22 protein-coding genes and 2 pseudogenes are annotated in these 24,579 nt (G+C 70.4%); 5 read left to right on the forward strand and 19 right to left on the reverse strand.

Translation table 11 applies throughout. The annotated features are described in order from the left end of the window. Positions 1 to 5: 5 nt before the first annotated feature. From B6N23_RS00790 to B6N23_RS00805, 4 genes are read right to left on the reverse strand one after another with little or no spacing between them, the layout of a single operon-like run. On the reverse strand, positions 6 to 1,172 hold the full coding sequence (locus B6N23_RS00790; RefSeq protein WP_305501248.1) for a translocation/assembly module TamB domain-containing protein: 1,167 nt from the start codon (positions 1,170 to 1,172) through the stop codon (positions 6 to 8). Next, the gene (locus B6N23_RS00795) at positions 1,136 to 4,036 is read right to left on the reverse strand and encodes a translocation/assembly module TamB domain-containing protein (protein ID WP_305501250.1); all 2,901 of its coding nucleotides are present in this window, start codon (positions 4,034 to 4,036) and stop codon (positions 1,136 to 1,138) included. The genes B6N23_RS00790 and B6N23_RS00795 overlap by 37 nt, the downstream gene beginning before the upstream one ends. Further along, entirely contained in the window at positions 4,000 to 5,883 is a 1,884-nt protein-coding gene (tamA, locus tag B6N23_RS00800; protein ID WP_305501252.1) for an autotransporter assembly complex protein TamA, read from the reverse strand. The genes B6N23_RS00795 and tamA overlap by 37 nt, the downstream gene beginning before the upstream one ends. A 56-nt stretch (positions 5,884 to 5,939) precedes the next feature. Continuing rightward, positions 5,940 to 6,851, reverse strand: coding sequence for a coiled-coil domain-containing protein (locus tag B6N23_RS00805; protein ID WP_302138236.1), 912 nt, complete (start codon positions 6,849 to 6,851; stop codon positions 5,940 to 5,942). Between the two features lie 224 nt (positions 6,852 to 7,075). Between B6N23_RS00805 and B6N23_RS00810 the strand changes: the two genes are divergently transcribed. Continuing rightward, positions 7,076 to 7,657: a superoxide dismutase gene (locus tag B6N23_RS00810; protein WP_110068692.1), complete on the forward strand. Its 582-nt coding sequence runs from the start codon at positions 7,076 to 7,078 to the stop codon at positions 7,655 to 7,657. 94 nt (positions 7,658 to 7,751) lie between these two features. Here B6N23_RS00810 and B6N23_RS00815 read toward each other — a convergent pair whose 3' ends face one another. Both B6N23_RS00815 and galU read right to left on the reverse strand, forming a co-directional pair. Then, positions 7,752 to 9,038, reverse strand: a complete 1,287-nt coding sequence (locus B6N23_RS00815; RefSeq protein ID WP_305501256.1) for a UDP binding domain-containing protein — start codon at positions 9,036 to 9,038, stop codon at positions 7,752 to 7,754. Positions 9,039 to 9,042: 4 nt separating this feature from the next. After that, positions 9,043 to 9,933 (reverse strand): UTP--glucose-1-phosphate uridylyltransferase GalU, encoded by an 891-nt coding sequence (galU, locus tag B6N23_RS00820; protein WP_305501258.1) that lies wholly within the window; start codon positions 9,931 to 9,933, stop codon positions 9,043 to 9,045. 230 nt (positions 9,934 to 10,163) lie between these two features. Here galU and ubiG point away from each other — a divergent pair, with 230 nt between their 5' ends. Together ubiG and B6N23_RS00830 are read left to right on the forward strand one after the other, a co-directional pair. Further along, a complete protein-coding gene (gene ubiG, locus B6N23_RS00825) occupies positions 10,164 to 10,889 on the forward strand; it encodes a bifunctional 2-polyprenyl-6-hydroxyphenol methylase/3-demethylubiquinol 3-O-methyltransferase UbiG (RefSeq protein WP_110068689.1) in 726 nt (241 codons plus the stop codon). Next, positions 10,889 to 11,551 (forward strand): HAD-IA family hydrolase, encoded by a 663-nt coding sequence (locus B6N23_RS00830; protein ID WP_110068798.1) that lies wholly within the window; start codon positions 10,889 to 10,891, stop codon positions 11,549 to 11,551. The genes ubiG and B6N23_RS00830 overlap by 1 nt, the downstream gene beginning before the upstream one ends. A gap of 134 nt (positions 11,552 to 11,685) precedes the next feature. Here the strand turns inward: B6N23_RS00830 and B6N23_RS00835 are convergent, their stop codons facing one another. The 13 genes and pseudogenes from B6N23_RS00835 to B6N23_RS00895 all read right to left on the reverse strand — a co-directional run bounded on the left by B6N23_RS00835 (position 11,686) and on the right by B6N23_RS00895 (position 22,530). After that, positions 11,686 to 12,450, reverse strand: a complete 765-nt coding sequence (locus B6N23_RS00835) for a YciK family oxidoreductase (RefSeq protein WP_305501261.1) — start codon at positions 12,448 to 12,450, stop codon at positions 11,686 to 11,688. A gap of 16 nt (positions 12,451 to 12,466) precedes the next feature. Then, entirely contained in the window at positions 12,467 to 13,243 is a 777-nt protein-coding gene (ybgF, locus tag B6N23_RS00840; protein ID WP_110068687.1) for a tol-pal system protein YbgF, read from the reverse strand. A gap of 31 nt (positions 13,244 to 13,274) precedes the next feature. Further along, a complete protein-coding gene (gene pal / locus B6N23_RS00845) occupies positions 13,275 to 13,811 on the reverse strand; it encodes a peptidoglycan-associated lipoprotein Pal (protein WP_305501264.1) in 537 nt (178 codons plus the stop codon). 44 nt (positions 13,812 to 13,855) lie between these two features. Beyond that, a complete protein-coding gene (gene tolB / locus B6N23_RS00850) occupies positions 13,856 to 15,142 on the reverse strand; it encodes a Tol-Pal system beta propeller repeat protein TolB (RefSeq protein ID WP_305501266.1) in 1,287 nt (428 codons plus the stop codon). Further along, positions 15,142 to 16,365, reverse strand: coding sequence for a cell envelope integrity protein TolA (gene tolA / locus B6N23_RS00855; RefSeq protein ID WP_305501268.1), 1,224 nt, complete (start codon positions 16,363 to 16,365; stop codon positions 15,142 to 15,144). The genes tolB and tolA overlap by 1 nt, the downstream gene beginning before the upstream one ends. Positions 16,366 to 16,374: 9 nt before the next feature. After that, entirely contained in the window at positions 16,375 to 16,812 is a 438-nt protein-coding gene (gene tolR / locus B6N23_RS00860) for a protein TolR (RefSeq protein ID WP_305501270.1), read from the reverse strand. Positions 16,813 to 16,824: 12 nt separating this feature from the next. After that, on the reverse strand, positions 16,825 to 17,514 hold the full coding sequence (gene tolQ / locus B6N23_RS00865) for a protein TolQ (protein WP_110068797.1): 690 nt from the start codon (positions 17,512 to 17,514) through the stop codon (positions 16,825 to 16,827). Between the two features lie 11 nt (positions 17,515 to 17,525). After that, on the reverse strand, positions 17,526 to 17,942 hold the full coding sequence (gene ybgC, locus B6N23_RS00870; RefSeq protein WP_305501273.1) for a tol-pal system-associated acyl-CoA thioesterase: 417 nt from the start codon (positions 17,940 to 17,942) through the stop codon (positions 17,526 to 17,528). Next, positions 17,939 to 18,983, reverse strand: a pseudogene (ruvB, locus tag B6N23_RS00875) (Holliday junction branch migration DNA helicase RuvB). The gene ybgC and the pseudogene ruvB overlap by 4 nt, the downstream one beginning before the upstream one ends. 4 nt (positions 18,984 to 18,987) lie before the next feature. Continuing rightward, positions 18,988 to 19,599, reverse strand: a complete 612-nt coding sequence (gene ruvA / locus B6N23_RS00880; protein ID WP_305501275.1) for a Holliday junction branch migration protein RuvA — start codon at positions 19,597 to 19,599, stop codon at positions 18,988 to 18,990. A 152-nt stretch (positions 19,600 to 19,751) separates the two neighbouring features. Beyond that, complete coding sequence (gene ruvC, locus B6N23_RS00885) at positions 19,752 to 20,291, reverse strand: crossover junction endodeoxyribonuclease RuvC (RefSeq protein WP_119021037.1); 540 nt, start codon at positions 20,289 to 20,291, stop codon at positions 19,752 to 19,754. 138 nt (positions 20,292 to 20,429) lie between these two features. Next, a pseudogene (gene aspS / locus B6N23_RS00890) lies at positions 20,430 to 22,210 on the reverse strand (aspartate--tRNA ligase). Between the two features lie 53 nt (positions 22,211 to 22,263). After that, positions 22,264 to 22,530 (reverse strand): FmdB family zinc ribbon protein, encoded by a 267-nt coding sequence (locus B6N23_RS00895; RefSeq protein WP_110068678.1) that lies wholly within the window; start codon positions 22,528 to 22,530, stop codon positions 22,264 to 22,266. Positions 22,531 to 22,710: 180 nt separating this feature from the next. On the opposite strand from B6N23_RS00895, the gene B6N23_RS00900 reads away from it, so the two are divergent. Both B6N23_RS00900 and B6N23_RS00905 read left to right on the forward strand, forming a co-directional pair. Continuing rightward, a complete protein-coding gene (locus B6N23_RS00900) occupies positions 22,711 to 23,643 on the forward strand; it encodes a D-2-hydroxyacid dehydrogenase (RefSeq protein ID WP_305501279.1) in 933 nt (310 codons plus the stop codon). Positions 23,644 to 23,658: 15 nt separating this feature from the next. Then, positions 23,659 to 24,573: a ribokinase gene (locus tag B6N23_RS00905; protein ID WP_305501281.1), complete on the forward strand. Its 915-nt coding sequence runs from the start codon at positions 23,659 to 23,661 to the stop codon at positions 24,571 to 24,573. Positions 24,574 to 24,579: the final 6 nt, after the last annotated feature.

A 24,579-nucleotide genomic window follows, 5' to 3' on the forward strand; every position in this document is an offset into this window, starting at 1 on the left:
CGCTATCAATCTTGCTCGGTGATCCTCGGCGGCTTGCCGGGACGGCTGAAGGCGTAGACCAGGTCCACCGCCTGGGCCGCCCCGGAGACCGCCTGCAGGTAGAGGTTGCGCCACAGGGTATAGCGTAGCGTCAGCTCGGCGATCGGCGAGAAGACCCCGACCCCGTAGCTGATGCGCAGGTCATCGGTGAGCTGCCCGGTCACCACCACCTGGCTCTCCTCGCCGGTACCGGCGGTCTCCAGGGCGAGATCAGAGATGCCGAAGGCCTCGCCGATGGCGCCCACGGCGCCGCCGGTCTGGCCCAGGGTCAGGCCGATCAGGGCCTGGGTCAGGGCGCCGTCGGTATCGCTGTCGTCCGGGGCGCGGCCGCGCAGCAGGTAGGAGAGCGCCCGCGCCTCGTCCATGGCGGGCTCGGAGAAGACCCGCAGCTGCGGCTCCGCGGCGGTGCCGGTGACGCGCAGCCCGGCGATCACGCCGTCCTGGGTGACGTTGGGGTTGCGGATCGCCTCGAAGCTGAGCAGCGGCTGGTCCGGCGGGCCGCTGAACAGCAGCTGCCCCTCGCGAATCAGCAGGTCCTGGCCGTAGGCCCGGAAGCGGCCGTCCACCAGGCTGACATCGCCGAACAGCTGCACCGGCCCGCTCTGCTGGCGGACCTCCAGGGTGCCGGAGAGGCCGGACTCCAGGCCATAGGCCGACAGCTGCATATCGGGGCCCAGGCGCAGGTTCAGCTGTACATCGACCGCCATGCCGGCCCGAGCCAGGGCCTCGGCGGCCTCCTCACCGGGTTCGCCCGCGGCCGCCTCGGCGGCCCGCTGGGCCTGGCGCCGCGCGCGCTCCTCGTCGCGGCGGGTGATGATGATCTCGTCCGGGCTCGGCGACACGGCGGAGGGCGGCAGCTCGCCCACCTCCAGCCTCGCCCAGGGCACCCGCACCTCGCCACGCACCTGCAGCAGCAAGGGCGTCACCAGCACGGTCATGTCCGGGGCCAGGCGCAGGCGGCCGAAGGCCGGCAGTACCGCCAGCAGCGGCTGGTCGCGGCCATCCAGGGCGATGCTGATGCGCCAGTCGTCGGCGCTGGGCCAGGCGGCATCGCCGCGAATGGCCAGGCGCCCCTCCTCGGCGGCGATGAAGCCGTCTATGCGGCCCTGGTCGCCGCTGAGCGTGATCGCCACCTCCCCGTCGCGGACCTCCACCGGCACATCGGCACATCGGCCCCGCGCAGGCGCAGCCCGGCCAGGTCGATGCGACCGTCCAGGGAGGGCACCTGGGTGGTGCCGGTGATGGCCACCTGGCCATTCAGGCGCCCCTCCAGGGTCTCCATGCCCGCCACCAGGGTGCGATAGCGATCGAGGCGCAGGTCGTCCAGGCGCAGCTGGCCGTCGAGTCGTCCCGCCCCCGCCGGATCGTCGATGGTCAGCGCCAGGCCCACCTGCCCCGCCTCGGCCACGTTCAGGTCGAGGTCCACCTCGGCCCGCGCCTGGGTGGCGGAGACCCGAGCCGTCAGGCGTGAGGCCGGCAGCGACCAGGGCTGGCCGTAGGCATCGAGCCCCTCGACGGCCAGGTCGCTCTCAAGGCGCAGGTCGGCCTGCCAGGCGCTCCCGCCCTGGCGCCACTCGGCCACCAGGTCGAGCTCGCTTCCGCCCTCGAGGGTCCACTCCTCCGGCACCCATTCGTCGAGCAGCGACATGGGCAGGTCACGCAGGCTCAGCGCGGCGCGCCCGCGGTCGGCAGAGGCCTCGAGCGTCTCGACGAGGCAGAGCTCGCCGCCCTGCTCGCGACGCAGGCAGAAGGGCTCGGCTCTGACGCTGCCGGCGGGCAGGTTGGCCTCGAAGGCGATCGCCTCCGCCAGGCGGATGTCGCCGAACTCGGTATCGACCTCCAGCGGCGTGAGCGCGCCGCGATAGCGTTCCCGGGCCCCATCGAGTCCGCCCTCGAGGGCGAGGGCCGCACGCGACAGGGGCATGCCGCGACCGGCCTGGGCCGCCACGGTCAGGCGATGCTCGGAGAGGCGGCCGTCGAGCCCCAGGGTGATCTCGCTGAAGCGCTGGCCGGCGGCGTTGAGGCGCTCGAGCTCAAGGCTCACGTCGAGGGCAGGGTCCTCGATGCCGCTGATATCGGCGCTCAGGCGCAGCGAGTCCACCCGATGCTGGGCGAAGGCCAGGTCGTCGCCGCCGAGCTCGAGGTCGAGCTGGGGCGCTTCGAGGCTGCCACCGGCGGCGAAGCGCCCGGCCAGGGTGCCGGATAGCTCGTCGTGGAGGCTCCCGAGGTTGGGCATGTCCAGCTCGCCGGCCAGGTCGATGAGGGCCTCGCTGACCCGGCCGGCGGCATTGAGGCGATTCTCCCCCTGGCGGAAGTCGAGGGTGTCGATCTCCCAGCGCATGTCGCTGTTGCCGCTCAGGCGTGCGTCGAGGGCCAGCGGCAGCTCCTGGAGCACGCCGCTGATGGAGAGGGTCGGGATGGCCAATTGCCAGCCCTCTGCCGACTGGGTGAAGCTCGCCGCGATGTCGCCGTCGAGGCGCCCGTCGAGCCCCTCCACGAAGCGCCCGGGCTCCACGCGATCCAGGCGCGCCACGGCCTCCACCGCCAGCTCCTCGGCCCAGTCGACGCGTCCGCGGGTCACCAGGGAGCCGCCGGCGAGGCTGATCGAGAGCGGGGTCCAGGCGAAGTGCTCGAGATCGCCGCTGCCGGCCAGCGCCACCCGGGTGAAGGGGACCTCGGGGCCCTCCACCATCAGCGAGGCGGCCAGCCGGTAGTCGGTCAGGCGGCCCTCGGCGCGCAGCGTCAGCTCCTCTACCAGCCAGGGCTCGGGGGCGGCCTCCTCCTCCTCCGACATGGCGCCGGGCAGCGGCCACTGCACCAGGTCGCTGGCCAGCGAGGCGCTGAAGGGCAGCGTCGGCTCCAGCGCATCCAGTCGCGCATCCAGGGCGGCGTTGACTGGCCCCTCCAGCTGCAGCCGCACCAGCAGCTCGGCCAGGCTGCCGTCCAGGGCCAGGTCGATGCGCTGTCCGGCAAGCTCGGGAAGGCGGTCCGGCAACCACAGGGCGCTCTGCAGTCGCGCCTCGAGCGGGTAGTCATCGCGCAGCGAGACCCGCGCCTGGAGGCGGGCATCGGCGTCGCGGCTGCTCACCTCCAGGGGGTGGAGCTCCACGTCGTGACCGCTGGCGGAGAGCGTCAGGGCCAGGCGCCGTATGCCGTACTCCACGGCGCCTTCCACGGCGCTGTCCTCCACCAGCAGCTCCGGGACCTCCAGGCGCAGCGGCAGGTGGATCTCGGGCAGCTCGCGACGGGGCTGCTCGGCGAGCGGCGTGGCGGCGAGCCCCTCGAGCTCCGCGGCCACTTCCGCCGGCAACGGCGAGCGCACGGCGATGGCGGCATCGATGGCGGCGGCGGCGATGCGCGGCCCCTCGTGCTCGGCCTCGCTCAGGGCGAGCCGGGCGCCCGGCGACAGGGGCAGCAGCAGCCGCATGCCGGCCAGGCGCGTGGGGCGCAGGGTGACGCTCTGCTCCTCGGCCAGCGCTCCGCTGGTGAAGGTGTCCCAGCGCAGCCGGGTGCCATCGGCCAGCATCACCTCCACATCGTTGAAGGCCAGGGTGCGCAGCTCCACCGGAAACGGCAGACGGATCTCCTCCAGGGGCTCGCCGGCGGGCGCCGGGTCGTCGTCGCCCTCCTCGCCCGCCCCGACTCGGATCCGAGCGCCGTCCACCGCCAGGGTGTCCAGGCAGAGCCGCCCCTGCAGCAGGCAGTCGTCGGCCCAGGCGAGCTCGAGGCGCTCGAGCGCCACGCGGGCCGGACCGGCCTCGAGCTTGAACCCGTGCAGCACCAGGCGATCGAGCGGCGCGCCCTCATGGCTCTCCAGCTGGTAGAACCCCTGGCGCGCCCCGGCATCCAGCAGTAGCCCCGTGCCCCAGGGGGAGAGCGCCAGGCCCAGGGCCAGGATGGCCAGCCCCAGCAGGGTGAGCGGCAGCAGGATCAGCAGGCGAAACAGGGCCCAGAGCAGGCTCAGAACTCTGGACCGATGGCGAAGTGGATGCGCCACGCATTGTCCTCGTCGTCGAAGGGGTGAGCGATGTCGAAACGGATGGGGCCCACCGGAGAGATCCAGCGAACGCCGAGGCCGGCACCGGTGTTGAGGTCATCGGGCCCCCACTCCTCGAAGGCGTCGCCGGTGTCGACGAAGGCGGCGCCCCACCAGTCGCCGGTCAGCCGTCGCTGCAGCTCCACGCTGGCGGTCAACAGCTGCTGGCCACCGGTCAGCTTGCCCTCCTCGTTGCGGGGCGAGAGGCTCTCGTAGCCATAGCCGCGCACGCTGCGGTCACCGCCGGCGAAGAAGCGCAGCGAGGGGGGGATCTTGCTGAAGTCATCGGTCTCGATGGCGCCGATGCCCATGCCGGTCACCAGGCGCATGTCGTCGCCGAACAGGCGGATCCACTGGGTCTCGCCGGTCACGCGCAGGAAGTCGGCGTCGGAGCCCCAGGCGCCGTCGGAGACCTCGAAGGCGATGCGCTGGCGATCCCCCCAGGTGGGGAAGGTGGGATTGCGGGTCCGGGTCCGCGACCAGCTGACGCCGGGGTAGAGGATCACCACCTGCTCGTCGTCGCCGCCCTGGGTGAAGTCCTCGAAGGTACTGCGCACGTAGATCGTCTGCACCCAGCGGTTCTCGAACTCCCAGCGCCGCGCGCCCTCGAGGGTCGCCTCCAGCGAGCGGGTATCCTTGTTGTCGCGATGCCGAAAGCCGTACTGGAAGCGGTAGCTGTCGCGCAGCGGATCATCCAGCGGCATGCTGTAGACCCCGGAAAAGCGCTGCTCCGGCGCCGAGATGAAGAGGTCGTGGTCCAGCCCATGGCCATAGCGGTTGATCCACGGCTGGTCCCAGGAGAAGCGCAGCCGCGGCCCCACGTCAGTGGCGAAGCCCACCCCCACCTCGAACTGGTGACGATCGGCCGGTGTGAGGGTGACGTCGACCGGCACCTCGGGGGGGCCGCGACGCCCCACCGCGGCGGCCGCGTCGACCGCGGCCATGGTCAGGGTCGGCGTCTCGACCTCCGGGGGCGAGGCCTCGAGCTCGCCCCACCAGCCGTCTGCCTCGGCTGACGCGGCGTCGGCGTCTGCGTCGGCGTCGCGAAACAGCGCCTCGCCCTCGATCAGCCGGGGGCGCACGGTGATCGAGCCGAACCAGCGGGTCTGGCCGAGGCCCTGGTTGTAGCGAGCCAGCTCGCCGGCCAGGTAGGGGTCGCCGGGGGCGAAGGTCAGCATGTTGCGCAGGCGCTCGGGCTCGATATGGCTGCCGCTCAGGGTGACGTTGCCGAAGCGATAGCGGGGCCCGCTGTCCAGGGCGAGGTAGAGCCGCGCGCTCTCGGCGAAGGGGCGTACCTCCATGCGGCGGTCGGTGAAGCGCCAGTCGAAGTAGCCCCGCTCCAGGGACAGGTTGGCCAGCCGGGCTCGCAGGCGGTCGTAGGGGGCATGCACCAGGGGGTCGCCCACGGCCAGGGGAAAGGCGTCGATGGCCTCCTGGAAGGGTGGGTCCTCGCGGGCATCGCCGGCCAGGCGAAAGGAGAGGCGCTCGATGGTGACGCGGGGGCCGGGGTCGATGGCCAGCTCGACGTGGCGCGGCGGGTCGCGGTCGTCGAGGCGCAGCCGGATATCGGGCTCGTAGTAGCCGTAGACCCGCATCGCCTCGCGGGTGCGGCGCTGGGCCTCGCCCTCGACCCGGGCGCGGCTGAACTGCTCGGGGTCCAGCCCGTCCAGGTAGTGGCGGATGTTCTCGGCCACGTTGCCGTCGATGCCGTCGATGCGAACATCCAGGGCAAGGGCCCCGCCCGGCATCAGGGCAAGGGCCGCCACCAGAGTCGCGGTTCCCAGGCGTTTTCCCACATGATCTCCCATCTCTCGACGCCTTCGCTCCATGCGACTCGTTTTCCCGCCCCCATGGCAAGTCGCCATCAGGGACGCAGGGCCTCCAGGCGCGCACTCAGCGCAAGCTGGCTGCGCCGCAGCTCCCCGACTTCCACCGCCAGGGCCGCGAGGCGGGCCGCCAGGGCCTCCTGCGCGCTGCCCTCATCATCCCTTGCCGCGGCGAGGGCTTCAACCTCCCCTCCCAGGGCGGCCAGCTGCTCCTCGAGGCTCTGACGCTGACGCTCGGCGGCCTCCTCGGCCTCGGAGAGGCGCTCGGCCAGGGCCTGCTGGTCGGCCTCGAGGCGCGCCACGGCCTCGTCCTGGCCGCTCTCGACGGCCAGCTGGCCGAGTCGCTCGTCCAGCGCGTCCAGGCGACGGCGCTCGCTGGCCTGGACCTCGGCCAGGTCGTCCAGCTGGCCGCGCTGGGCCTCGAGGGCATCGCCCAGGGCGGCCCGCCCCTCTGCGCCGGCGCGCTCCAGGGCATCCAGGGAGAGCTGGGTCGCCGCCAGCATCGCCTCGCGGGTGGCGGCGGCCTCGGCGATGCGCACGAGGCGCTGCTGAAGGGCGTCGTGGCGGGCCTCCTGGGCCTCCAGCCCCGCGGCAAGGTCCTCCTCGAGCACCGCCAGCAGCCCGTCGTGGGCTTCGTCGCGACGCACGAGGGCCGTCAGGCGTGCCTCGATGTCGGTGAGCGCCTCGCCCTCGCCGAGGGCCGCGTCGAAGCGCGCATGGACATTGGAGAGCTCCCCGGAAAGCCGGGCCACTTCGGCATCGAGGCGCGCACGCTCCTCCCAGGCCAGATAGCCCGCCCCGCCCCCGGCGGCGGCCAGCCCCAGGACCAGCAGCCACAGCGGCCATACCCGGGGCGGCGGCGGTCTCCGCCAGCGCCGGGAGGCCAGGCTGGCCTCGGGATCGGGGACGATGGAGGCGGCATGACGGCGGTCCTCATGGCGATCAGCCATGGTCAACTCCTTCTCTGGCGGTGGGCGGGGGGCACAATTGGCGCCCCCTGCGACGGGTGCTATGATGCCGCGGCACCCTGTACAGCGTCGCCGTAGTGTAAGGTTTTTTTGCCCCACGGCGCACGGGGTCCGGCCAACGGAGCGGCCCCCTTGAAGTCCAGGCAAGGAATACCCACCATGGACGATCGCTGTGACTCATTGTGACGACCCGAGGAGAAACCTGAATGGCATTTGAACTGCCCGCCCTGCCGTACGACAAGAACGCTCTGGAGCCGCACATCTCCGCCGAGACCCTCGAGTACCACTACGGCAAGCACCACCAGGCCTACGTGACCAAGCTCAACGAGCTGACCGAAGGCACCGCTGATGCCAGCAAGTCTCTGGAAGAGATCATCAAGTCCTCCTCCGGCGGCCTCTTCAACCAGGCGGCCCAGGTGTGGAACCACACCTTCTACTGGCACTGCCTGGCGCCCAACGGCGGCGGCGAGCCCTCAGGCGCCCTGGCCGACGCCATCAACGCCAAGTTCGGCTCCTTCGAGAAGTTCAAGGAGACCTTCAACGCCAACGCCGTGGCCAACTTCGGCTCCGGCTGGACCTGGCTGATCAAGACCGAGGACGGCGGCGTCGACATCGTCAACACCAGCAACGCCGACACCCCGATCGCCCATGGCCAGACCCCGCTGATGACCATCGACGTGTGGGAGCATGCCTACTACATCGACTACCGCAACGCCCGTCCGAAGTACCTGGAGAGCGTGTGGAACGTGCTGAACTGGGAGTTCGTCGCCCAGAACTTCGCCGGCTGATCGGCAGGCACGTCAGGCGTCGCTGACGCCCGGTAGAGACGAGCGGCCCCGCCATTGGCGGGGCCGCTTGCTGTGATGGGAAGGCCCGAGACGGTCAGGGATCCGCGCGACGGCCGATGCCCCGATAGTGCAGGCCCTGGGCGGCCACCCAGCCCGGGTCGAAGATGTTGCGGCCATCCAGCAGCAGGCCCTCCCCCAGCAGGCCGGCGAGCCGTTCCCAGTCGGGGTTCCAGTAGGCCTTCCATTCGGTCACCAGCATCAGCGCGCAGGCGCCCTCGCAGGCGACGTGGGGATCGCCGTCGAACACCTCCAGCAGCGGCTGCTCGCCCACCTCATCCAGCAGTGCCGGAATCGCCGCGGGATCGTGGAGCCGGACCCGCACCCCCTCCGCCCACAGCGCCCGCAGCAGGCGCAGCACCGGGGCATGGTCGATGCGCGCCGTGCCAGGCTTGAACGCCGCACCCCAGATGGCCACGGTGCGCCCCTCGAGGCGACCATGGAAGTGAGACCACAGCTTGCGGAACAGGGTCTCCTTCTTGTGCTCGTTGATGTCGAGCACCTGCTCGAGCAGCGCCGAGCGCCGCCCGCTGGCGGACTGGACGTCGGCCAGGCGCATCAGGTCCCGGGAGAAGTTGGGGCCGCCGAAGCCGCAGCCGGGGTAGAGATACTCGTAGCCGATGCGGGAATCCGCCCCCATGCCCCGGCGCACGTACTCGACGTCGACGCCCAGGCTGTCGGCCAGGCCGGCCATCTCGTTCATGTAGCTGATGCGGGTGGCCAGCATGCCGTTGATGGCGAACTTGGTGAGCTCGGCGGCGCGGCGCGGCATGCGCTGGATCACCTCGCTGCGGCGGTTGAAGGCCCGCAGCAGCTCACGCATCTGCGCCTCGGCGGTGGCATCGTCGCTGCCGAGCAGCCAGCGCCCGGGGCGCGTGAAGGTGTCCCAGGCGCGCCCCTCCTCCAGCAGGTCCGGCAGGGAGACCGTCCGGCCGCGGCCCTCGAGCTGGGCCTCCAGGCGCTCGGTCTCGCCCACCGGGAAGGTGGAGTTGTTGACCACCAGCAGGGTCGCGGCGCCGCCGGCAAGGGCGGCCAGCAGGGGGGCCAGGTCGCCGCGCTGCCCGGGGGAGACCGCCAGCCAGAGCACCTCCTGGTCGGCGGGGCGCGCCGCCTCGAGGGTCTCGACAAGCCGCAGGCTGCCGCCCTGGCGGCTCTCCTCCAACTGGGCCAGCAGCCGGGGCTCGCGGCGCAGCCAGTCGGCGTGCTCGAGCTCTGCCCAGGGCGTCTCGGGATGGGGAAGCCAGGTGACGCGATGGCCCACCGAGGAGAGCGCGGCGGCGGCGGTGGCCGCGGCCAGTTCACTGCCATGGATCAGCACACGCATGGCGTCAGGCCTCGTCGGCGTAGCGGGTGAGCAGCTCGCGGAATCCCTCGCCGTAGCGGGCATGGCGGCGTCCGTAGGCGAGGATCGCTTCCAGGTAGCCGAGCTGGTGACCGCAGTCATAGGTCTTGCCGCGCATGCGGAAGGCACCGACGCCCTCGCGCTGGCGGAGGGTCTCGATGGCGTCGGTGAGCTGGATCTCGCCCCCGGCCCCCGGGGCCGTCTCGGCCAGCAGCTGGAAGATGCTGCCGGGCAGCGCGTAGCGGCCGATCACCGCCAGGTTGGAGGGCGCCTCCTCCACCGGCGGCTTCTCCACCACGCCGGCCAGCGGGTGCGACTCGCCGGGTGCGGGTGTCTCGCCCCCGGTATCGACGATGCCGTACTTGTAGGTCAGCTCGCGGGGCACCTCCTCCACCATCAGCTGGGCGCGGCCGCTGGCGTCGAAGGCACCGAGCATGCAGGCCAGGTCGTTGCGTTCGAGGCCCTCGGCATCCACCAGCACGTCGGGGAGCAGCACCGCAAAGGGCTCGTCGTCACCCACCACCGGGCGGGCGCAGAGCACGGCATGGCCGAGCCCCAGGGGCTCGGGCTGGCGCACGCTGATGATATTGACGTCCTCCGGCACGATGCTGCGCAGCTCGGCGAGCAGCTCGTGCTTGCCCTTGGCCTCGAGGCTCGCCTCCAGCTCGAAGTGCTTGTCGAAGTGGTTCTCGATGGCCGACTTGCTGCCATGGGTCACCAGCACGATATCGCGGATGCCGGCGGCGACCGCCTCCTCGACCACGTACTGGATCACCGGACGGTCAACGATGGTGATCATCTCCTTGGGAATTGCCTTGGAGGCCGGCAGGCAGCGGGTGCCGAAGCCGGCGACGGGAAGCACGGCCTTCTTGATCATGGTGAAATCCTTGTCCGTAACGTCATCGTCTGTGAATGGCCACGACGCGGCCGGACCCTGAGAGCCCCGCCGCGTCGCGCCAGGCGACTCCCGCCCCTGGCCATGGGAATGCGGCCTCAAGAGCGGGTAGAATGGTGCCATGATACCGGACGAGCCTGGCCCTGCCACTGTGCCGGCCAGGCAACATCCATGGTTAGGACTGCATCGTGATTCCTGAACGGAGAGCTCAGATGGGCGCAAGTCAGACGCAAGCGGGCAACGTCGACCCCGGCGAGATTGCCAAGTTCGAGGCCCTGGCCAGCCGCTGGTGGGACCCGGAGAGCGAGTTCAAGCCGCTCCATGAGATCAACCCGCTGCGCCTGGACTTCATCGATGCCCGCGCGGGCCTGGCCGGCAAGCGAGTGGTGGACGTGGGCTGCGGCGGCGGCATCCTGGCCGAGGCGATGGCCCATCGCGGCGCCCGGGTCACCGGCATCGATCTCGGCGAGGCGCCCCTGGCGGTGGCCAGGCTGCATGCCGAGGAGAGCGGCGTCGAGGTCGACTATCGCCGCATCAGCGTGGAGGCGCTGGCCGAGGAAAGGCCCGGCGAGTTCGACGTGGTGACCTGCCTGGAGATGCTCGAGCACGTGCCCGATCCGGCTTCGGTGGTGCGCGCCTGCGCCACCCTGGTCAAGCCCGGCGGTCAGCTCTTCTTCTCCACCCTCAACCGCAACCCCAAGGCCTATGCCCTGGCGATCCTCGGCGCGGAATACCTGCTGCGCCTGCTGCCCCGCGGGACCCACGACTACGAGAAGTTCATCCGCCCGGCGGAGCTGGCCGGCTGGTGCCGCGCGGCACACCTCGAGATCCAGGAGCAGAGCGGCCTGGTCTACAACCCGCTGACCCGGCGCTACCGCCTGCACCCCACCGACGTCTCGGTGAACTACCTGATGCACTGCCGCCGGGAGGCCGAGTGATCACCGCGACGCGTCCGGCCGCTCTGCTCTTCGACCTCGACGGCACCCTGGTGGATACCGCGCCGGACCTGGCCCGGGCCACCAATGCCCTGCGCGCCCACCATGGGCTCGCCCCCCTGCCCTATCCGGTGATCCGCGCCCAGGTCTCCAATGGCGGCAGCGCTCTGGTGACCCTGGCACTCGGACTCGCCAGGGAGGCCGAGGGCCACGACGAGGCGCGCACCTTCCTGCTCGCCGCCTACGGCGAGGCGGTGGCCGACGAGAGCCGCGTCTTCCCGCCGCTGGTGCGGCTGCTGGAGCAGTGGGAGGGTGCCGAGCGCCCCTGGGGCATCGTCACCAACAAGCCGCGGGCCTATGCCGAGCCTCTGGTGGCTGCCCTGGGGCTGGCCCCGGGGGCGCTGCTGTGTGCCGACGACCTGCCGGTGAAGAAGCCGGACCCAGCCCCGCTGCTGGAGGCCGCCCGCCGTCTTGCGGTGGCGCCCCAGGCCTGCTGGTACCTGGGCGACCACCTGCGCGACATCCAGGCCGCCCGCGCTGCCGGCATGGCGGCCGTGGCGGTGGGCTGGGGCTATGTGGAGGAAGGCGACGACTATCGCGCCTGGCCCGCCGATCTCTGGTTCGAGAGCGGCGAGGCGCTGGTGGCCGCGCTGCTGCAAGGATGACGGGAAACAGTGTGAGTGGCGCCGGGACAGGCCCGGTCGCCACGGGCGCAGACCCCGACCCGGCCACCAGGCCCACCGTGGTGGGCCTGGTCGACACCGCACAGGCCTGACCCCATGAGCCTGTTGTCGGGCGGTTACTCCTTCGGCGGCTGAGCGTCGAATGTCTCGCCGTTGTGGCCGCGGCTCTCCGCGCCCATCAGCCACAGGTAGGTGGGCATGATCTCCTCGGGAGTGCGCAGGGTCTCCGGCAGCTCGCCCGGGTAGGCCTGCTTGCGCATCTGGGTGCGGGTGGCGCCGGGATTCAGGCTGTTGACCCGCACGTTGCCCAGGTGCTCGACCTCGTCGGCCAGCACCTCCATGAACCCCTCGGTGGCAAACTTGGAGACCACGTAGGCCCCCCAGTAGGCACGCCCGCGGCGTCCGACGCTGGAGGAGGTGAACACCAGCGAGGCATCCGCGGACGCCTTGAGCAGCGGCAGCAGCGCCTGGGTCATCCAGACGGGACCGTTGAAGTTGACCTGCATCACCTGCTCCCACAGCTCCGGATTGTACTGCTCGAAGGGCGTGATGCGCCCCAGCAGGCCGGCGTTGTGCAGGATACCGTCGAGGCGGCCGAACTCCCGGTCCAGGGTCTCGGCCATGTCGTGGTAGTCCTTGAGGGTGGCGCCCTCGAAGTTGAGCGGGAAGATCGCCGGCTGAGGGCCGCCGGCGGCCTCGATCTCGTCGTAGACCTTCTCCAGCTTGGCGATGGTGCGGCCCAGCAGGATCACCGTGGCCCCGTAACGGGCAAAGGTCAGGGCTGCGGCCCGGCCGATCCCGTCGCCCGCGCCCGTTACCAGGATGATGCGGTCCTTGAGCAGGTCCGCAGGGGCCTGATAGTCGATCTTGCAGGTCGTCATGGGGTCTCCTTGGTGATCAGTTGCCGGACTGGCGCAGGAAGTCGTTGGCCAGGCCCGCCGCGGTGGTGTCCGGGTAGTCTTCGCGCACCCGTTCGAGCAGCTCGCGGCTGGCCTGGGGGTCGCCCTGGCGCGCCTTGAGCAGGCCCAGCTTGTAGAGGGAGTCGGGCACCTTGTTGCTCTGCGGGAAGTCGTCGAGCACGGTGCGGAACTCGCGCTCGGCCGCCTCGAGGTCGCCCTCCGCGGCGTGCAGCTCCCCCAGCCAGTAGTAGGCATTGGCGGTCAGGCTGTTGTCGGGGTGCTGGGCCACGAAGCGTTCGAAGGCGCCGATGGCCTCGCTGAACTCCCGGGCCTGGACCCTGGCGAAGGCCTGCTGATAGGCCTGCTGGGCCTCGGGGCTCGCGCCGCTGGGCGACGGTGCCTGGGCCACCTGGCGTGCGGCCTCGTCATCGACCTGAGCGCTCGCATCCCCGCCGACGCCGACCGGCGCTGTGGCGAGCCTGTCCTCGAGGTCCAGGTACTGGTCGCGAGTCTGGCGGCGCAGCTGCTCGAGCTGGTGCCGAAGCTCCTCGACCTGGCCACGCAGCTGACGAATCTCCTCTTCGTGCTGCTGGACCTGGTTGAAGATCACCAGGCTGCCGCCCGCGGCCTCGCGGGTTTCCGTCTGCTGGTAGAAGGTGCGCGGCTGGGAGGTGAGGTCTTCGACCACCGGCTGCTGCGCGACTGCGGGGAGCCATACGGACAGCGGGAGCACCAGGGCTCCCGCGCCGCACAGTCCTTTCAGACCGTGTTTCATGCGTGTCTCCATCGACGCGGGTGCCGACGACTCAGTAGGCGAAGACGACCCGACGGTTCTGGGCGTGGGCTTCCTCGTTCTGGCCGCGGGCGGCCGGACGCTCCTCGCCATAGCTCACCACTTCCATCTGGGAGGGGGACACGCCCTGCACGGAGAGGAAGCGCTCCACGGAGCGGGCACGACGCTCGCCCAGTGCCATGTTGTACTCGCGGGTGCCACGCTCATCGGTATGGCCCTGCAGGACCACGCGGGAGTTGCCGTTCTCGCGCAGGTAGCGGGCGTGGGCGGCCAGCACCGGCTCGAACTCGCTGCGGATGCGGTCGCTGTCGAACTCGAAGTAGATGGTGCGCTGCTGGGGGATGCGGCCATCGGCCTCCTGGCCTGCGGTGCCGCTGCCGAAACCGGTGCCGCCTACCTGGCTACCGGAGACGCCGCTGCCGGCCACGCCGTTGCCGGTGCGGGAACTGTCCATGGACCCGTCCTGGGTCCCGCCACTGCTGGAACAACCTGCCACGAAGGCCAGGGACAGAGCGACCGCCAGGGTCCTGGCGTAGGGCTTGAGTTGCATTGTGTTACTCCTTGCTGAATCGAAGAGCACCAACATCACTGTGGTCAGTTGAGAAAGGGAGACCATGCGGGTTCACGCACGTCGCCCGATGCGGAAGGCAGCCGGAAGGACGCACGTCCGTCGGCGGTCACTGCCCCCAATACCCCGCTGTTACCCTGCTGGGTGGCGAAGATTACCATGGTCCCGTTGGGGGCAACACTGGGAGATTCATCGAAACGCGAGTCGCTGAGCACCACCAGTCGCCCGCTGTCGAGATCCTGTCGCGCCACCTGGAAACCGTTGCTGGAACGGTGAATCAGGAAGATCGCTTCGCCATCCGGCGAGAAGCGCCCGCGGGCGTTGTAGTTGCCGGTGAAGGTGAGCCGCTTCTGCTCGCCGCTGGAGAAGTCGTGGCGGTAGAGCTGCGGCCCGCCGCTGCGATCCGAGGTGAAGAGCAGGCTGCGGCCGTCGGGCGCCCAGGCGGGCTCGGTATCGATGCTCGCGCTGTTGGTGATGCGCTGGAAGTCCCGGCTGGCGATATCCATCACGTAGATCTCCGGCCGCCCATCCTTGGAGAGGGACATGGCCAGGCGGCGGCCATCCGGTGACCAGGCCGGCGCCCCGTTGATGCCCTGGAAGGAGGTCGCGCGCACCCGCTGGCCCGAGGCCAGATCCTGGATATAGATCGCCGGCCGCTCGGTCTCGAAGGAGACATAGGCCAGGCGGCGCCCGTCGGGCGACCAGGCCGGCGACAGGATCGGCTCCCGCGAGCTCAGCACCTGCTGGCTGTTGCGACCGTCGGCATCCGCCACGTAGAGGGTGAACTGCATGTTGTCACCCACGCCCTGGGCCGTCACGTAGGCGATGCGGGTCGAGAAGGCACCGCGAATGCCGGTGATCGCCTCGAAGATCTGGTCGCTGATGTAGGGGGCGGCGCCGCGCAGTTCGTTCTGGTCGGCGGTGACCACCTCCCCCAGCATGCGGCGCTCGCCGCTGACGTCCATCAGCTCATAGCGCAGGCGGTAGCCGTTGCCTTCCCGGCTGGCGCGCCCCACCACCAGGTAGCGCACGTCCAGGCTGCGCCAGGTGCCATAGCGCACCTCGTCGCTCTCGCTGGGGCGGTCGATCATCTGGCGGCGCGGCAGCGGGTCGAAGTAGCCGCTGCGCTCCAGATTGTCGTGGATCACCTGGGCGACGTCCTCGGGGAAGTCGTCGCCGCCGGCGAAGGGCACCACGGCGACCGGGGTCGCCCGGTCACTGCCGCGGGTGATCTCGATGGTCAGGTTGGCCTGGGCCAGGCCGCTGAAGATCAGCAGCAGAGCCGTCAGCCAGGAAGTGATCAGGGCTTTCATCAGCGCACGTCTCCCGGTGTGAAACGCAGATTGAATTGACGGTAGTCCCGTTGCAGGTTGGCTGGCAACTGTCGCAGTTCTGCGAACGGTGCCGCGGCCTCGACCGCCTGGATCGCCGAGCGATCGAAGGCGCTGTCGCCGCTGCTGCGGGTGATCGAGGCGCCGAACAGCTCGCCGGAAGGGCCGAGACGCACCGCGACCTCCGCGGTGGCACCGCCCGGTACATTGGGGGGAATCACCCAGGCCTGCTCCACCGCGCGGCGGACCAGGTTGATGAAGCTGTTGGCGGCCTCCTGGCCCTGTCGCGCATTGGCGACGGCGTCGCTCTCGCCATCGATGGCGCGATCGAGCCCCTGGCTCGCCGCCTCGGCGGCGCGGCGCGCGGCTTCCTCGGCCTCGCGCTGGCGCTGGGCCTCCTGCTCCCGGCGGCGCTGCTCCTCCGCTTCGCGCTGACGACGGGCCTCTTCCTCGGCCTGACGCTGGCGTTCGGCTTCGGCCTGGCGCTGACGCTCGGCTTCCGCCTCGGCCTGACGCTGGCGTTCGGCTTCCGCCTCGGCCTGGCGCTGGCGCTCGGCCTCTGCCTCGGCCTGACGCTGGCGTTCGGCTTCCGCCTCGGCCTGGCGCTGGCGCTCGGCCTCTGCCTCGGCCTGACGCTGCCGTTCGGCTTCCGCTTCGGCCTGGCGCTGTCGCTCGGCTTCCGCCTCGGCCTGGCGCTGTCGCTCGGCTTCCGCCTCGGCCTGACGCTGTCGCTCGGCTTCCGCCTCGGCCTGACGCTGCCGTTCGGCCTCTTCCTGCTGAACGCGCTGCTCCTCACGCTGCTGGGCCTGGCGTTCGGCCTCTTCGGCGCGCCGGGCGGCGTCGGCCTCGGCCGCCTCGGCGGCACGACGGGCCTCTTCCTGAGCCTGGGTCTCGGCCTCCTGCTCCGCCTGACGCGCGGCCTCGACGGCGGCAGCCGCCTCCTCTGCCTCGCGGGCGGCCTCCTCGGCCTGACGCTGCTCCTCCGCTTCCCGCGCCAGGGCGCGCGAGCGCGCCGCCTCGGCACGCTGCGCCTGGTCGGTCACCGTCTCGGTGCTGACCAGGGTCGCCTGGACGATGGAGGATGAGGTCGGTTCCGGCTCGCGGCTGGGCAGGCTGATCACGCTGAACAGCACCACCACCACGTGCAGCGCCACCGCGAGGATCGTCGGCAGGCCGTACCCTACCCGTGGGTCCTGTGTGGCCATCGATAATCCTCAGCCTTCTCCGGAGGGCGGTTCGGAGATCAGTCCGACGTTGGCCACGCCGGCCACCTGCAGGGTGCTCATCAGGGTGACCACCTGGCCATAGGAGACGCTGCGATCCCCGCGCACCATCACCGGCGTGCCGGGGCGGCGCTCGAGCAGGATGATCACCCGATCGGCGAGCTCGTCGAGGTCCACGGCGCTCTCCTCGCCGCCGATGGAGAGGTAGTAGCCGCCGTCGCGATCCACCGAGACGATGATCGGGTCACTCTCATCGGCGTTCTCGATGGGCTCGGAGGTCACCTGGGGCAGATCCACCTGCGCGCCCTGGGTCATCATGGGGGCGGTGATCATGAAGATCACCAGCAGCACCAGCATGACGTCGATGAAGGGCACGACGTTGATTTCGCCCATGGGCTTGCGCCCGCTGCGATTGAAAGGTCCATGCATGGCCAGACTCCCTCAGGCGGCGCCGGATTCGGCCCGGCCCTGCAGGTTGCGGTGCAGGATGGAGTGGAACTCCTCGGCGAAGTCCTCGTACTTGCCCAGCAGCCGCGCGGATTCTGACGACAGGCGGTTGTAGAAGATCACCGCCGGGATGGCGGCGAACAGCCCCATGGCGGTGGCGATCAACGCCTCGGCGATCCAGGGGGCCACGGTAGCTAGCGTCGCCTGCTGGGTCATGGAGAGCGCCTGGAAGGAGCCCATGATGCCCCAGACGGTGCCGAACAGGCCGATATAGGGGCTGGCCGAGGCCACGGTGGCCAGGAACACCAGGTGCAGGCTGAGGCGCTCCTCCTCCCGGGACCAGGCCACCCGCATGCTGCGCTGGACGCCATCGAGGATCGCCTGGGGGCTCTTGGTCTTGGGCAACAGGCGGTTGAATTCGCGGAAGCCGGCGCGGAACACGTGCTCGGCGCCCTGGGTCTCCTGCTCCGCCGGGGTCTCCCGGTAGAGCTCGTTGAGGTCGACGCCGGACCAGAAGCGCTCCTCGAAGGCCTGGTGGGTCTGCTTGGCACGGCGCATCACGAAGGTGCGCTGGAAGATCACGACCCAGGAGAGGATCGAGCCCACCGTGAGCAGCAGCATGACCAGCTGCACCACGGTACTGGCGCTCATGATCAGGTGGGGTATGGACATGGAGTCGTTCACGGGCATCCTCGTCAGTCTTGCGATTGGGCAGAGGGTTGGGCCAGGGCCGCGGCCAGCGCCGGCGGCCAGGGTACGGGCTTGAGGCGCGTCGCATCGATGCAGGCGATGTCGACCCGCGCCTCGCACAAGGGTTCCCCGCGACAGCTCACGACCTGGCCGAACTGCAGCCGGGCGCGGCCATGGGACCGGATCTCGGCGCTCACCTCGAGCGCGTCATCCAGTCGGGCGGGCTTGGCATAGCGACACTCCAGCTTGTGCACCACCAGCTGGATGCCGGCCTCGAACAGCTCGCGCTGGGTGATCCCCTGCGCGCGCAGCCACTCGCTGCGTGCCCGCTCCATGTACTTGAGGTAGTTGACGTAGTAGACGATGCCACCGGCATCGGTGTCCTCGATATAGACGCGCACCGGCAGACGGAACTCGCTCACGGCCGGGTCTCCCCGGCGGCGTCCGCGGCATCCTCGGCGGGTGCCAGGCCGAAGTGCAGCCAGGCCTGGCGGGTCACCACCCGACCCCGCGCGGTGCGCATCATCAGCCCCTGCTGGATCAGGTAGGGCTCGATGACGTCCTCGATGGTATCGCGCTCCTCGCCGATGGCGGCGGCCAGCGAGTCGCCCCCCACCGGGCCGCCGTCGAACTTCTCGATCATCGCCAGCAGCAAGCGGCGGTCCATGTGATCCAGGCCGTGATGGTCGACGTGGAGCATGTCCAGCGCCCGGTCGGCGATCTCGGCGTCGATACGGCCGCTGCCGCGCACCTCGGCGTAGTCGCGCACGCGGCGCAGCAGGCGGTTGGCGATGCGCGGGGTACCTCGGGAACGGCGCGCCACTTCCCGGGCGCCGTCGGCGTCCGCCTCGACCCCCATCAGCCGCGCCGAGCGGGTGACGATCTCGGTGAGCTCGCCGATGGCATAGAACTCCAGGCGCTGGACGATCCCGAAGCGATCGCGCAGCGGCGAGGTCAGGAGTCCCGCCCGGGTGGTCGCCCCCACCAGAGTGAAGGGCGGCAGGTCGAGCTTGATGGAGCGCGCCGCCGGCCCCTCGCCGATCATGATGTCGAGCTGGAAGTCCTCCATGGCGGGATAGAGGATCTCCTCCACCACCGGCGAGAGGCGATGAATCTCGTCGATGAAGAGCACATCGCCGGCCTCGAGGTTGGTCAGCATGGCGGCCAGGTCGCAGGTCGCCGGCGCGCTCCAGCACCGGGCCGGAGGTGGACTTGAGCCCCACCCCCATCTCGGCGGCGATGATGTTGGCCAGGGTCGTCTTGCCCAGCCCCGGGGGGCCGAACACCAGGGTGTGGTCGAGGCTTTCGTCCCGGGCGCGGGCGGCGCCGATGAAGATCTCCAGCTGCTCGCGCACGCGCGGCTGGCCGATGTAGTCGGCCAGGCGCTTCGGGCGGATGGCGCGGTCGATGGGCTCCTCATCCTCGCGGGCGTCGGCAGCGATCAGGCGATCGTTCTCCAGCATCGCGCTACCCCGCCATCCGGCGGCTCAGGGCCGCCTTGATCATCGCCTCGGTGCTACCCTCGCCCTCGAGGCCCGCCAGCATCCTGGCCGCCTCGGCGGGCTTGTAGCCCAGGCTGACCAGGGCCGCCTCGGCATCGGCCAGGGGATCGTGGCGTGAGACGTTGGGCTGGGCGCCGCTGGCCAGCTCCGCCAGGGCGTCGTCACCGGGCTCCCAGTGGGGGAAGCGGTCGCGCATCTCGATGATCAGCCGCTCGGCGGTCTTCCTGCCCACCCCGGGCAGGCGCATCAGCGCCTTGACGTCGTCGTCGAGCACGCAGCGCCGGAAGGCGGCCTCGTCCATGCCGGAGAGGATCGCCAGGGCAAGCCTGGGGCCTACGCCATTGACCTTGATCAGTGCGCGGAACAACGCCCGCTCCTGCTCCCGGGCGAAGCCGTAGAGCAGGTGGGCGTCATCGCGCACGATCAGGTGGGTGTGCAGGGAGACGGCCTCGCCGGTGGCCGGCAGGGCCACCAGGGTGGTCATGGAGGCCTCGAGCTCGTAGCCGACCCCGGCCACATCCACCACCAGCCAGGGAGGCTGCTTCTCAAGCAGGGTGCCGCGCAGGCGTCCAATCATGGAGAAATCCGTGTCCTTCACTGCAGGAAAGGCGGCTCAGGGCCGCCGATGACGCCACTATACTGGTCGCCCGTGCGGCTGACCAGCCCATGCTGAAACAGCGTTCGACAACTCGTGAAAGCCTCCGTCGACGTCGCCGGAGAGCGACAGCCTCAGGGTTGGAAATCGCGCCAGGAAAGGCCCTTCCTGCGGCTGCGGTGGCCGCCGAAGCTGCCGGCCTGGAGCAGGCCGAGGCGAGCATAAGCGTGAGTCAGGGCAATGGCCAGTGCGTCGGCGGCATCGGCCTGGGGCGTGGCGGAGAGCTTGAGGATGGCCGTCACCATATGCTGCACTTGGGCCTTGTCGGCGCCACCGGTGCCGGTCACCGCCTGCTTGATCTGCCGCGGACCGTACTCGCTCACCGGGAGGCCGTGGTTGGCGGCACAGACGATGGCGGTGCCCCGGGCCTGGCCGAGCTTGAGCGCCGAATCGGCGTTCTTGGCCATGAACACCTGCTCGATGGCGAATTCACCGGGGCGATGGATGGCGATCAGCTCGCTCACCCCCGCATAGACCTGGGCCAGCTTCTGGGCCAGGTCGTCGGCCCGGATGCGGATGCAGCCGCTCGCCACATAGCGTGGCGTCGAGGTCGAGACGTCGAGCACCCCGTAGCCGGTGAGCCGCGAGCCGGGGTCGATGCCGAGAATCAGCACGGCCCTGCCCCGCCATCGGTTTGCTGCGTGCTCCTCATGGGGCCTCCCTGCTCGGCTCGGTGATCGGATCTGTCGCCATCATACGATACCGGCGCCCATTGGGCGCCGGTCTCTTGCTGCGTCAGGGGTCAGGAGATATTACTCCTGCCCTTCCGCCTTGGCCTTCTGGCGCAGCCGGATGCTCAACTCACGCAGCTGGTCGATGCTCACCTCGCCCGGGGCGTCGGTCATCAGGCAGCCGGCGCTCTGGGTCTTCGGGAAGGCGATCACCTCGCGGATGGTGCGGGCACCCGCCATCAGCATCACCAGGCGGTCGAGGCCGAAGGCCAGGCCGCCATGGGGCGGCGCACCGTACTGCAGGGCGTCGAGCAGGAAGCCGAACTTCTCACGGGCCTCCTCCTCGCCGATGCCGAGGATCTCGAACACGGTGGTCTGCATCGCCTGGTCGTGGATACGGATGGAGCCACCGCCCAGCTCGGTGCCGTTGAGCACCATGTCGTAGGCCCGGGAAAGCGCGCCCGCCGGGTTGGCCTTGAGCTCCTCGGGGCTGCAGGAGGGCGAGGTGAAGGGGTGGTGCAGCGGGCTCAGACGACCGTCGTCGTCGGCCTCGAACATCGGGAAGTCCACCACCCACAGCGGCGCCCAGGGCCGGGTGTAGAGGTCGAGGTCCTCGCCCAGCCTGACGCGCAGCGCGCCGATCGCCTCGTTGACGATGCGCGCCTTGTCGGCACCGAAGAAGATGATGTCGCCGTCCTCGGCGCCGACGCGGTCAAGCAGCTGCTCCACCACGTTCTCCATGAACTTGACGATGGGCGACTGCAGGCCCTCGAGGCCCTTGGCACGCTCGTTGACCTTGATCCAGGCCAGGCCCTTGGCGCCATAGATGCTGACGAACTTGGTGTAGTCGTCGATCTCCTTGCGGGAGAGCTTGGCACCGCCCGGCACGCGCAGCGCGGCCACGCGGCCATCCTCGGCGCTGGCCGGGCCTGAGAAGACCTTGAAGTCCACCTGCTGCATCAGGTCGTCGACATCAGTGAGCTCGAGCGGGATGCGCAGGTCCGGCTTGTCGGAGCCGAAGCGGTTCATCGCCTCGCTCCAGGTCATGCGCGGGAACTCGGGCAGTTCGACCTTGAGCACCTCCTGGAAGAGCTGGCGGATCATCGCCTCGGTGATCCCCATGATGTCGTCCTCGGAGACGAAGGAGGCCTCGAGGTCGATCTGGGTGAACTCCGGCTGACGGTCGGCGCGCAGGTCCTCGTCGCGGAAGCACTTGGCGATCTGGTAGTAGCGGTCGAAGCCGGCCACCATCAAGAGCTGCTTGAAGAGCTGCGGCGACTGGGGCAGTGCGAAGAAGCTGCCCGCATGGGTGCGGCTCGGCACCAGGTAGTCGCGAGCCCCTTCGGGGGGGTGGCGCGGGTGAGGATCGGGGTCTCGATGTCGAGGAAGCCCTGCCCCTCCAGGAAGGCGCGCACGCTGTGGGAGATGCGCGAGCGCAGGCGCAGCTTCTCGATCATCTCGGGACGGCGCAGGTCGATGTAGCGGTGCTTGAGGCGCACCTCCTCGCCCACCTTGCCGTGCTCGTCGAGCTGGAAGGGCGGCGTGGCGGCGGTGTTGAGCACCTCCACCTCCTTGGCCAGCACCTCGATCATGCCGGTGGGCATGTTGGGGTTCTGGGTGCCTTCCGGGCGCAGCCGCACGCGGCCCTGGATGCGCAGCACGTACTCGCTGCGGGCGCGGTCGGCGGTGGCGAAGGCCTCGGCGGTGTCGGGGTCGACCACGACCTGGGCGATGCCGTCGCGATCGCGCATGTCGAGGAAGATCACGCCCCCGTGGTCACGGCGGCGATGTACCCAGCCGCACAGGGTGACCGTCTGGTCCACCAGGGTCTTGTTGAGCTGGCCGCAATAATGGCTGCGCATGTCGTATCCTGTTCTGTAGCGAAATGAGGGGTTGGCGAGTGGCTGGGCGGCCCTCAGGCCGCCGCGCCCTCCTTCTTGCTGGACGATGACCCGCTCTGGGCGGAGCCTCCTGCATCACCGGCCAGGTTCTTCTTGCCGCCGGACTTGAAGTCGGTCTCGTACCAGCCGCCGCCGGCCAGGCGGAAACCGGCCGCCGAGACCAGCCGCGAAAGCTCGGGGGCCTCGCAGGCGGGACAGTCGGTCAGCGGGGCGGCGCTGATCTTCTGCAGCTTTTCCAGGCGCTGGCCGCAGGCCTTGCACTCGTATTCGTAGATGGGCATGGTTTGATCACTCCGGAAAATCACGGTATCCAGATCAGGACGCTGCCGGGCGCTCCCGGCGACAACGAATATGTGGCCGGCCCGCAGCGAATCCAAGCCTGCCAAATCCGGACATTATAGCGTGCCCACCACCCGTGCGGGCAAGGCGCCTGCGCAAGGCCCCCAGAAGGAAGCCAACCGATGAATGCCGTCCTCCTCGATGCCTCAAGCCTCGGCCCCGATATCGACCTCGCCCCGATCCGCGAGCAGGTCGACTCCCTGGCGGTCCACGATCAGAGCACCACCGCCGAAGCCCGCGAGCGCCTGGCCGGGGCCCGGGTAGCCATCGTCAACAAGGTGGTGCTGGACGCCGCGACCCTCGAGGCGCTGCCCGAGCTCAGGTTGATCTGCGTGCTGGCCACCGGCACCAACAACATCGACATGGCCGCCGCCGAGCGCCTGGGCATCGCGGTGAAGAACGTCACCGCCTACGGCACCGCCAGCGTGGCCCAGCACACCCTGATGCTGATGCTCGCCCTGGCCAACCGACTGCCCCTCTACCAGCGCGACGTGGCGGCCGGGCGCTGGGGCGAGAGCCCCTTCTTCTGCCTGATGGACCACGGCACCCTGCAGCTGGAGGGCAAGCGCCTGGTGATCGTCGGCCAGGGGGTGCTCGGCAGCCGGGTCGCCCAGCTCGCCGAGGCCTTCGGCATGGCCGTGACCTTCGCGGCCCGGCCCGGCAAGGCGGATGACAGCCGCCCCACCCTGGCAGACCTCGCCCCCGAGGCCGACATCATCAGCCTGCACTGCCCGCTCAGCGAGGCGACCCGGCACCTGATCGATGCCGACCTGCTGGCCACCCTCAAGCCCGGCGCCCTGCTGGTCAACTGCGCCCGCGGGGGCATCATCGACGAGCTGGCGGCCCTCGAGGCCCTCCGCGAGGGGCGCCTGGGCGGGCTCGGCGTCGACGTGCTGCCGGTGGAGCCGCCCCAGGACGGCCATCCGCTGATCGATGCCCTGGCGGAGCCGCTGAACCTGATCGTGACCCCTCACAACGCCTGGATAACCCCGGAGTCGCGCCAGAACGTGGTGGCCCTCACCGCCGACAACCTGCGCGCCTGGCAGTCCGAGTGACGGAGGCCCCGGCCCATGCTGCACAACCTCGGCTCCATCAACCTCGACCACGTCTATCGCGTTCCCCACTTGGTCAGGCCCGGGGAGACGCTGGCCAGCCATGACTATCGCGTGGGCCTGGGCGGCAAGGGGGCCAATCAGTCCCTGGCCATGGCCCGGGCCGGCGGGCGGGTCTGCCACTGGGGCCGACTGGGCCGCCAGGACGCCTGGGCCCGGGACAGCCTGGCCCGGGCCGGGGTCGACGTCACCCATGTCAGCCTGGTGGATGCCCCCAGTGGCCACGCCATCATCCAGGTGGACGATGCCGGCGAGAACGCCATCATCCTCTTTCGCGGGGCCAACCACGGTTTCCGGCGTGCCGACCTGGAGGCGCTGGTAGCCGCGACCCGGCCCGGCGACTGGCTGCTGCTCCAGAACGAGTGCAACGGCCTCGAGCAGCTGCTTCCCCTGGCCGCCGGCCACGGGCTCAGGATCGCCTTCAACCCGGCCCCCATGAGTGAGGCGGTGAGTGAGTTGCCGCTGCCGGCCTGTCAGCTGCTGTTCCTCAACCGCAGCGAGGCGGCCGGGATCACCGGCCTGGCCCTGGAGGCGGGCGCGGAGGCCCTGCTCGACGCCCTGGCCGAACGGCTGCCGGGCTGTGAGGTCGTGCTCACCCTGGGCGGCGAGGGAGCCTGGTACCAGCGGGGCGACCAGCGGCACCATCAGCCGGCGCTGGCGGTGACGGCCGTGGATACCACCGGGGCAGGCGACACCTTCATCGGCTACTACCTGGCGGCGCTTCAGCGCGGCGCCGTGGTGGCCGACTGCCTGGCACAGGCCAGCGCGGCCGCTGCCCTGGCCGTGCAGCGCCCGGGGGCCGCCGAGAGCATCCCGGTTGCCGCCGAGGTGGCGCGCCTGCTTGACGACTCGACCCCGCCCCCAGCCCCTTGAGGAGCC

The sequence above is a fragment of the Halomonas alkalicola genome, from assembly GCF_030704205.1.
GTDB classification, from domain to species: domain Bacteria; phylum Pseudomonadota; class Gammaproteobacteria; order Pseudomonadales; family Halomonadaceae; genus Halomonas; species Halomonas alkalicola.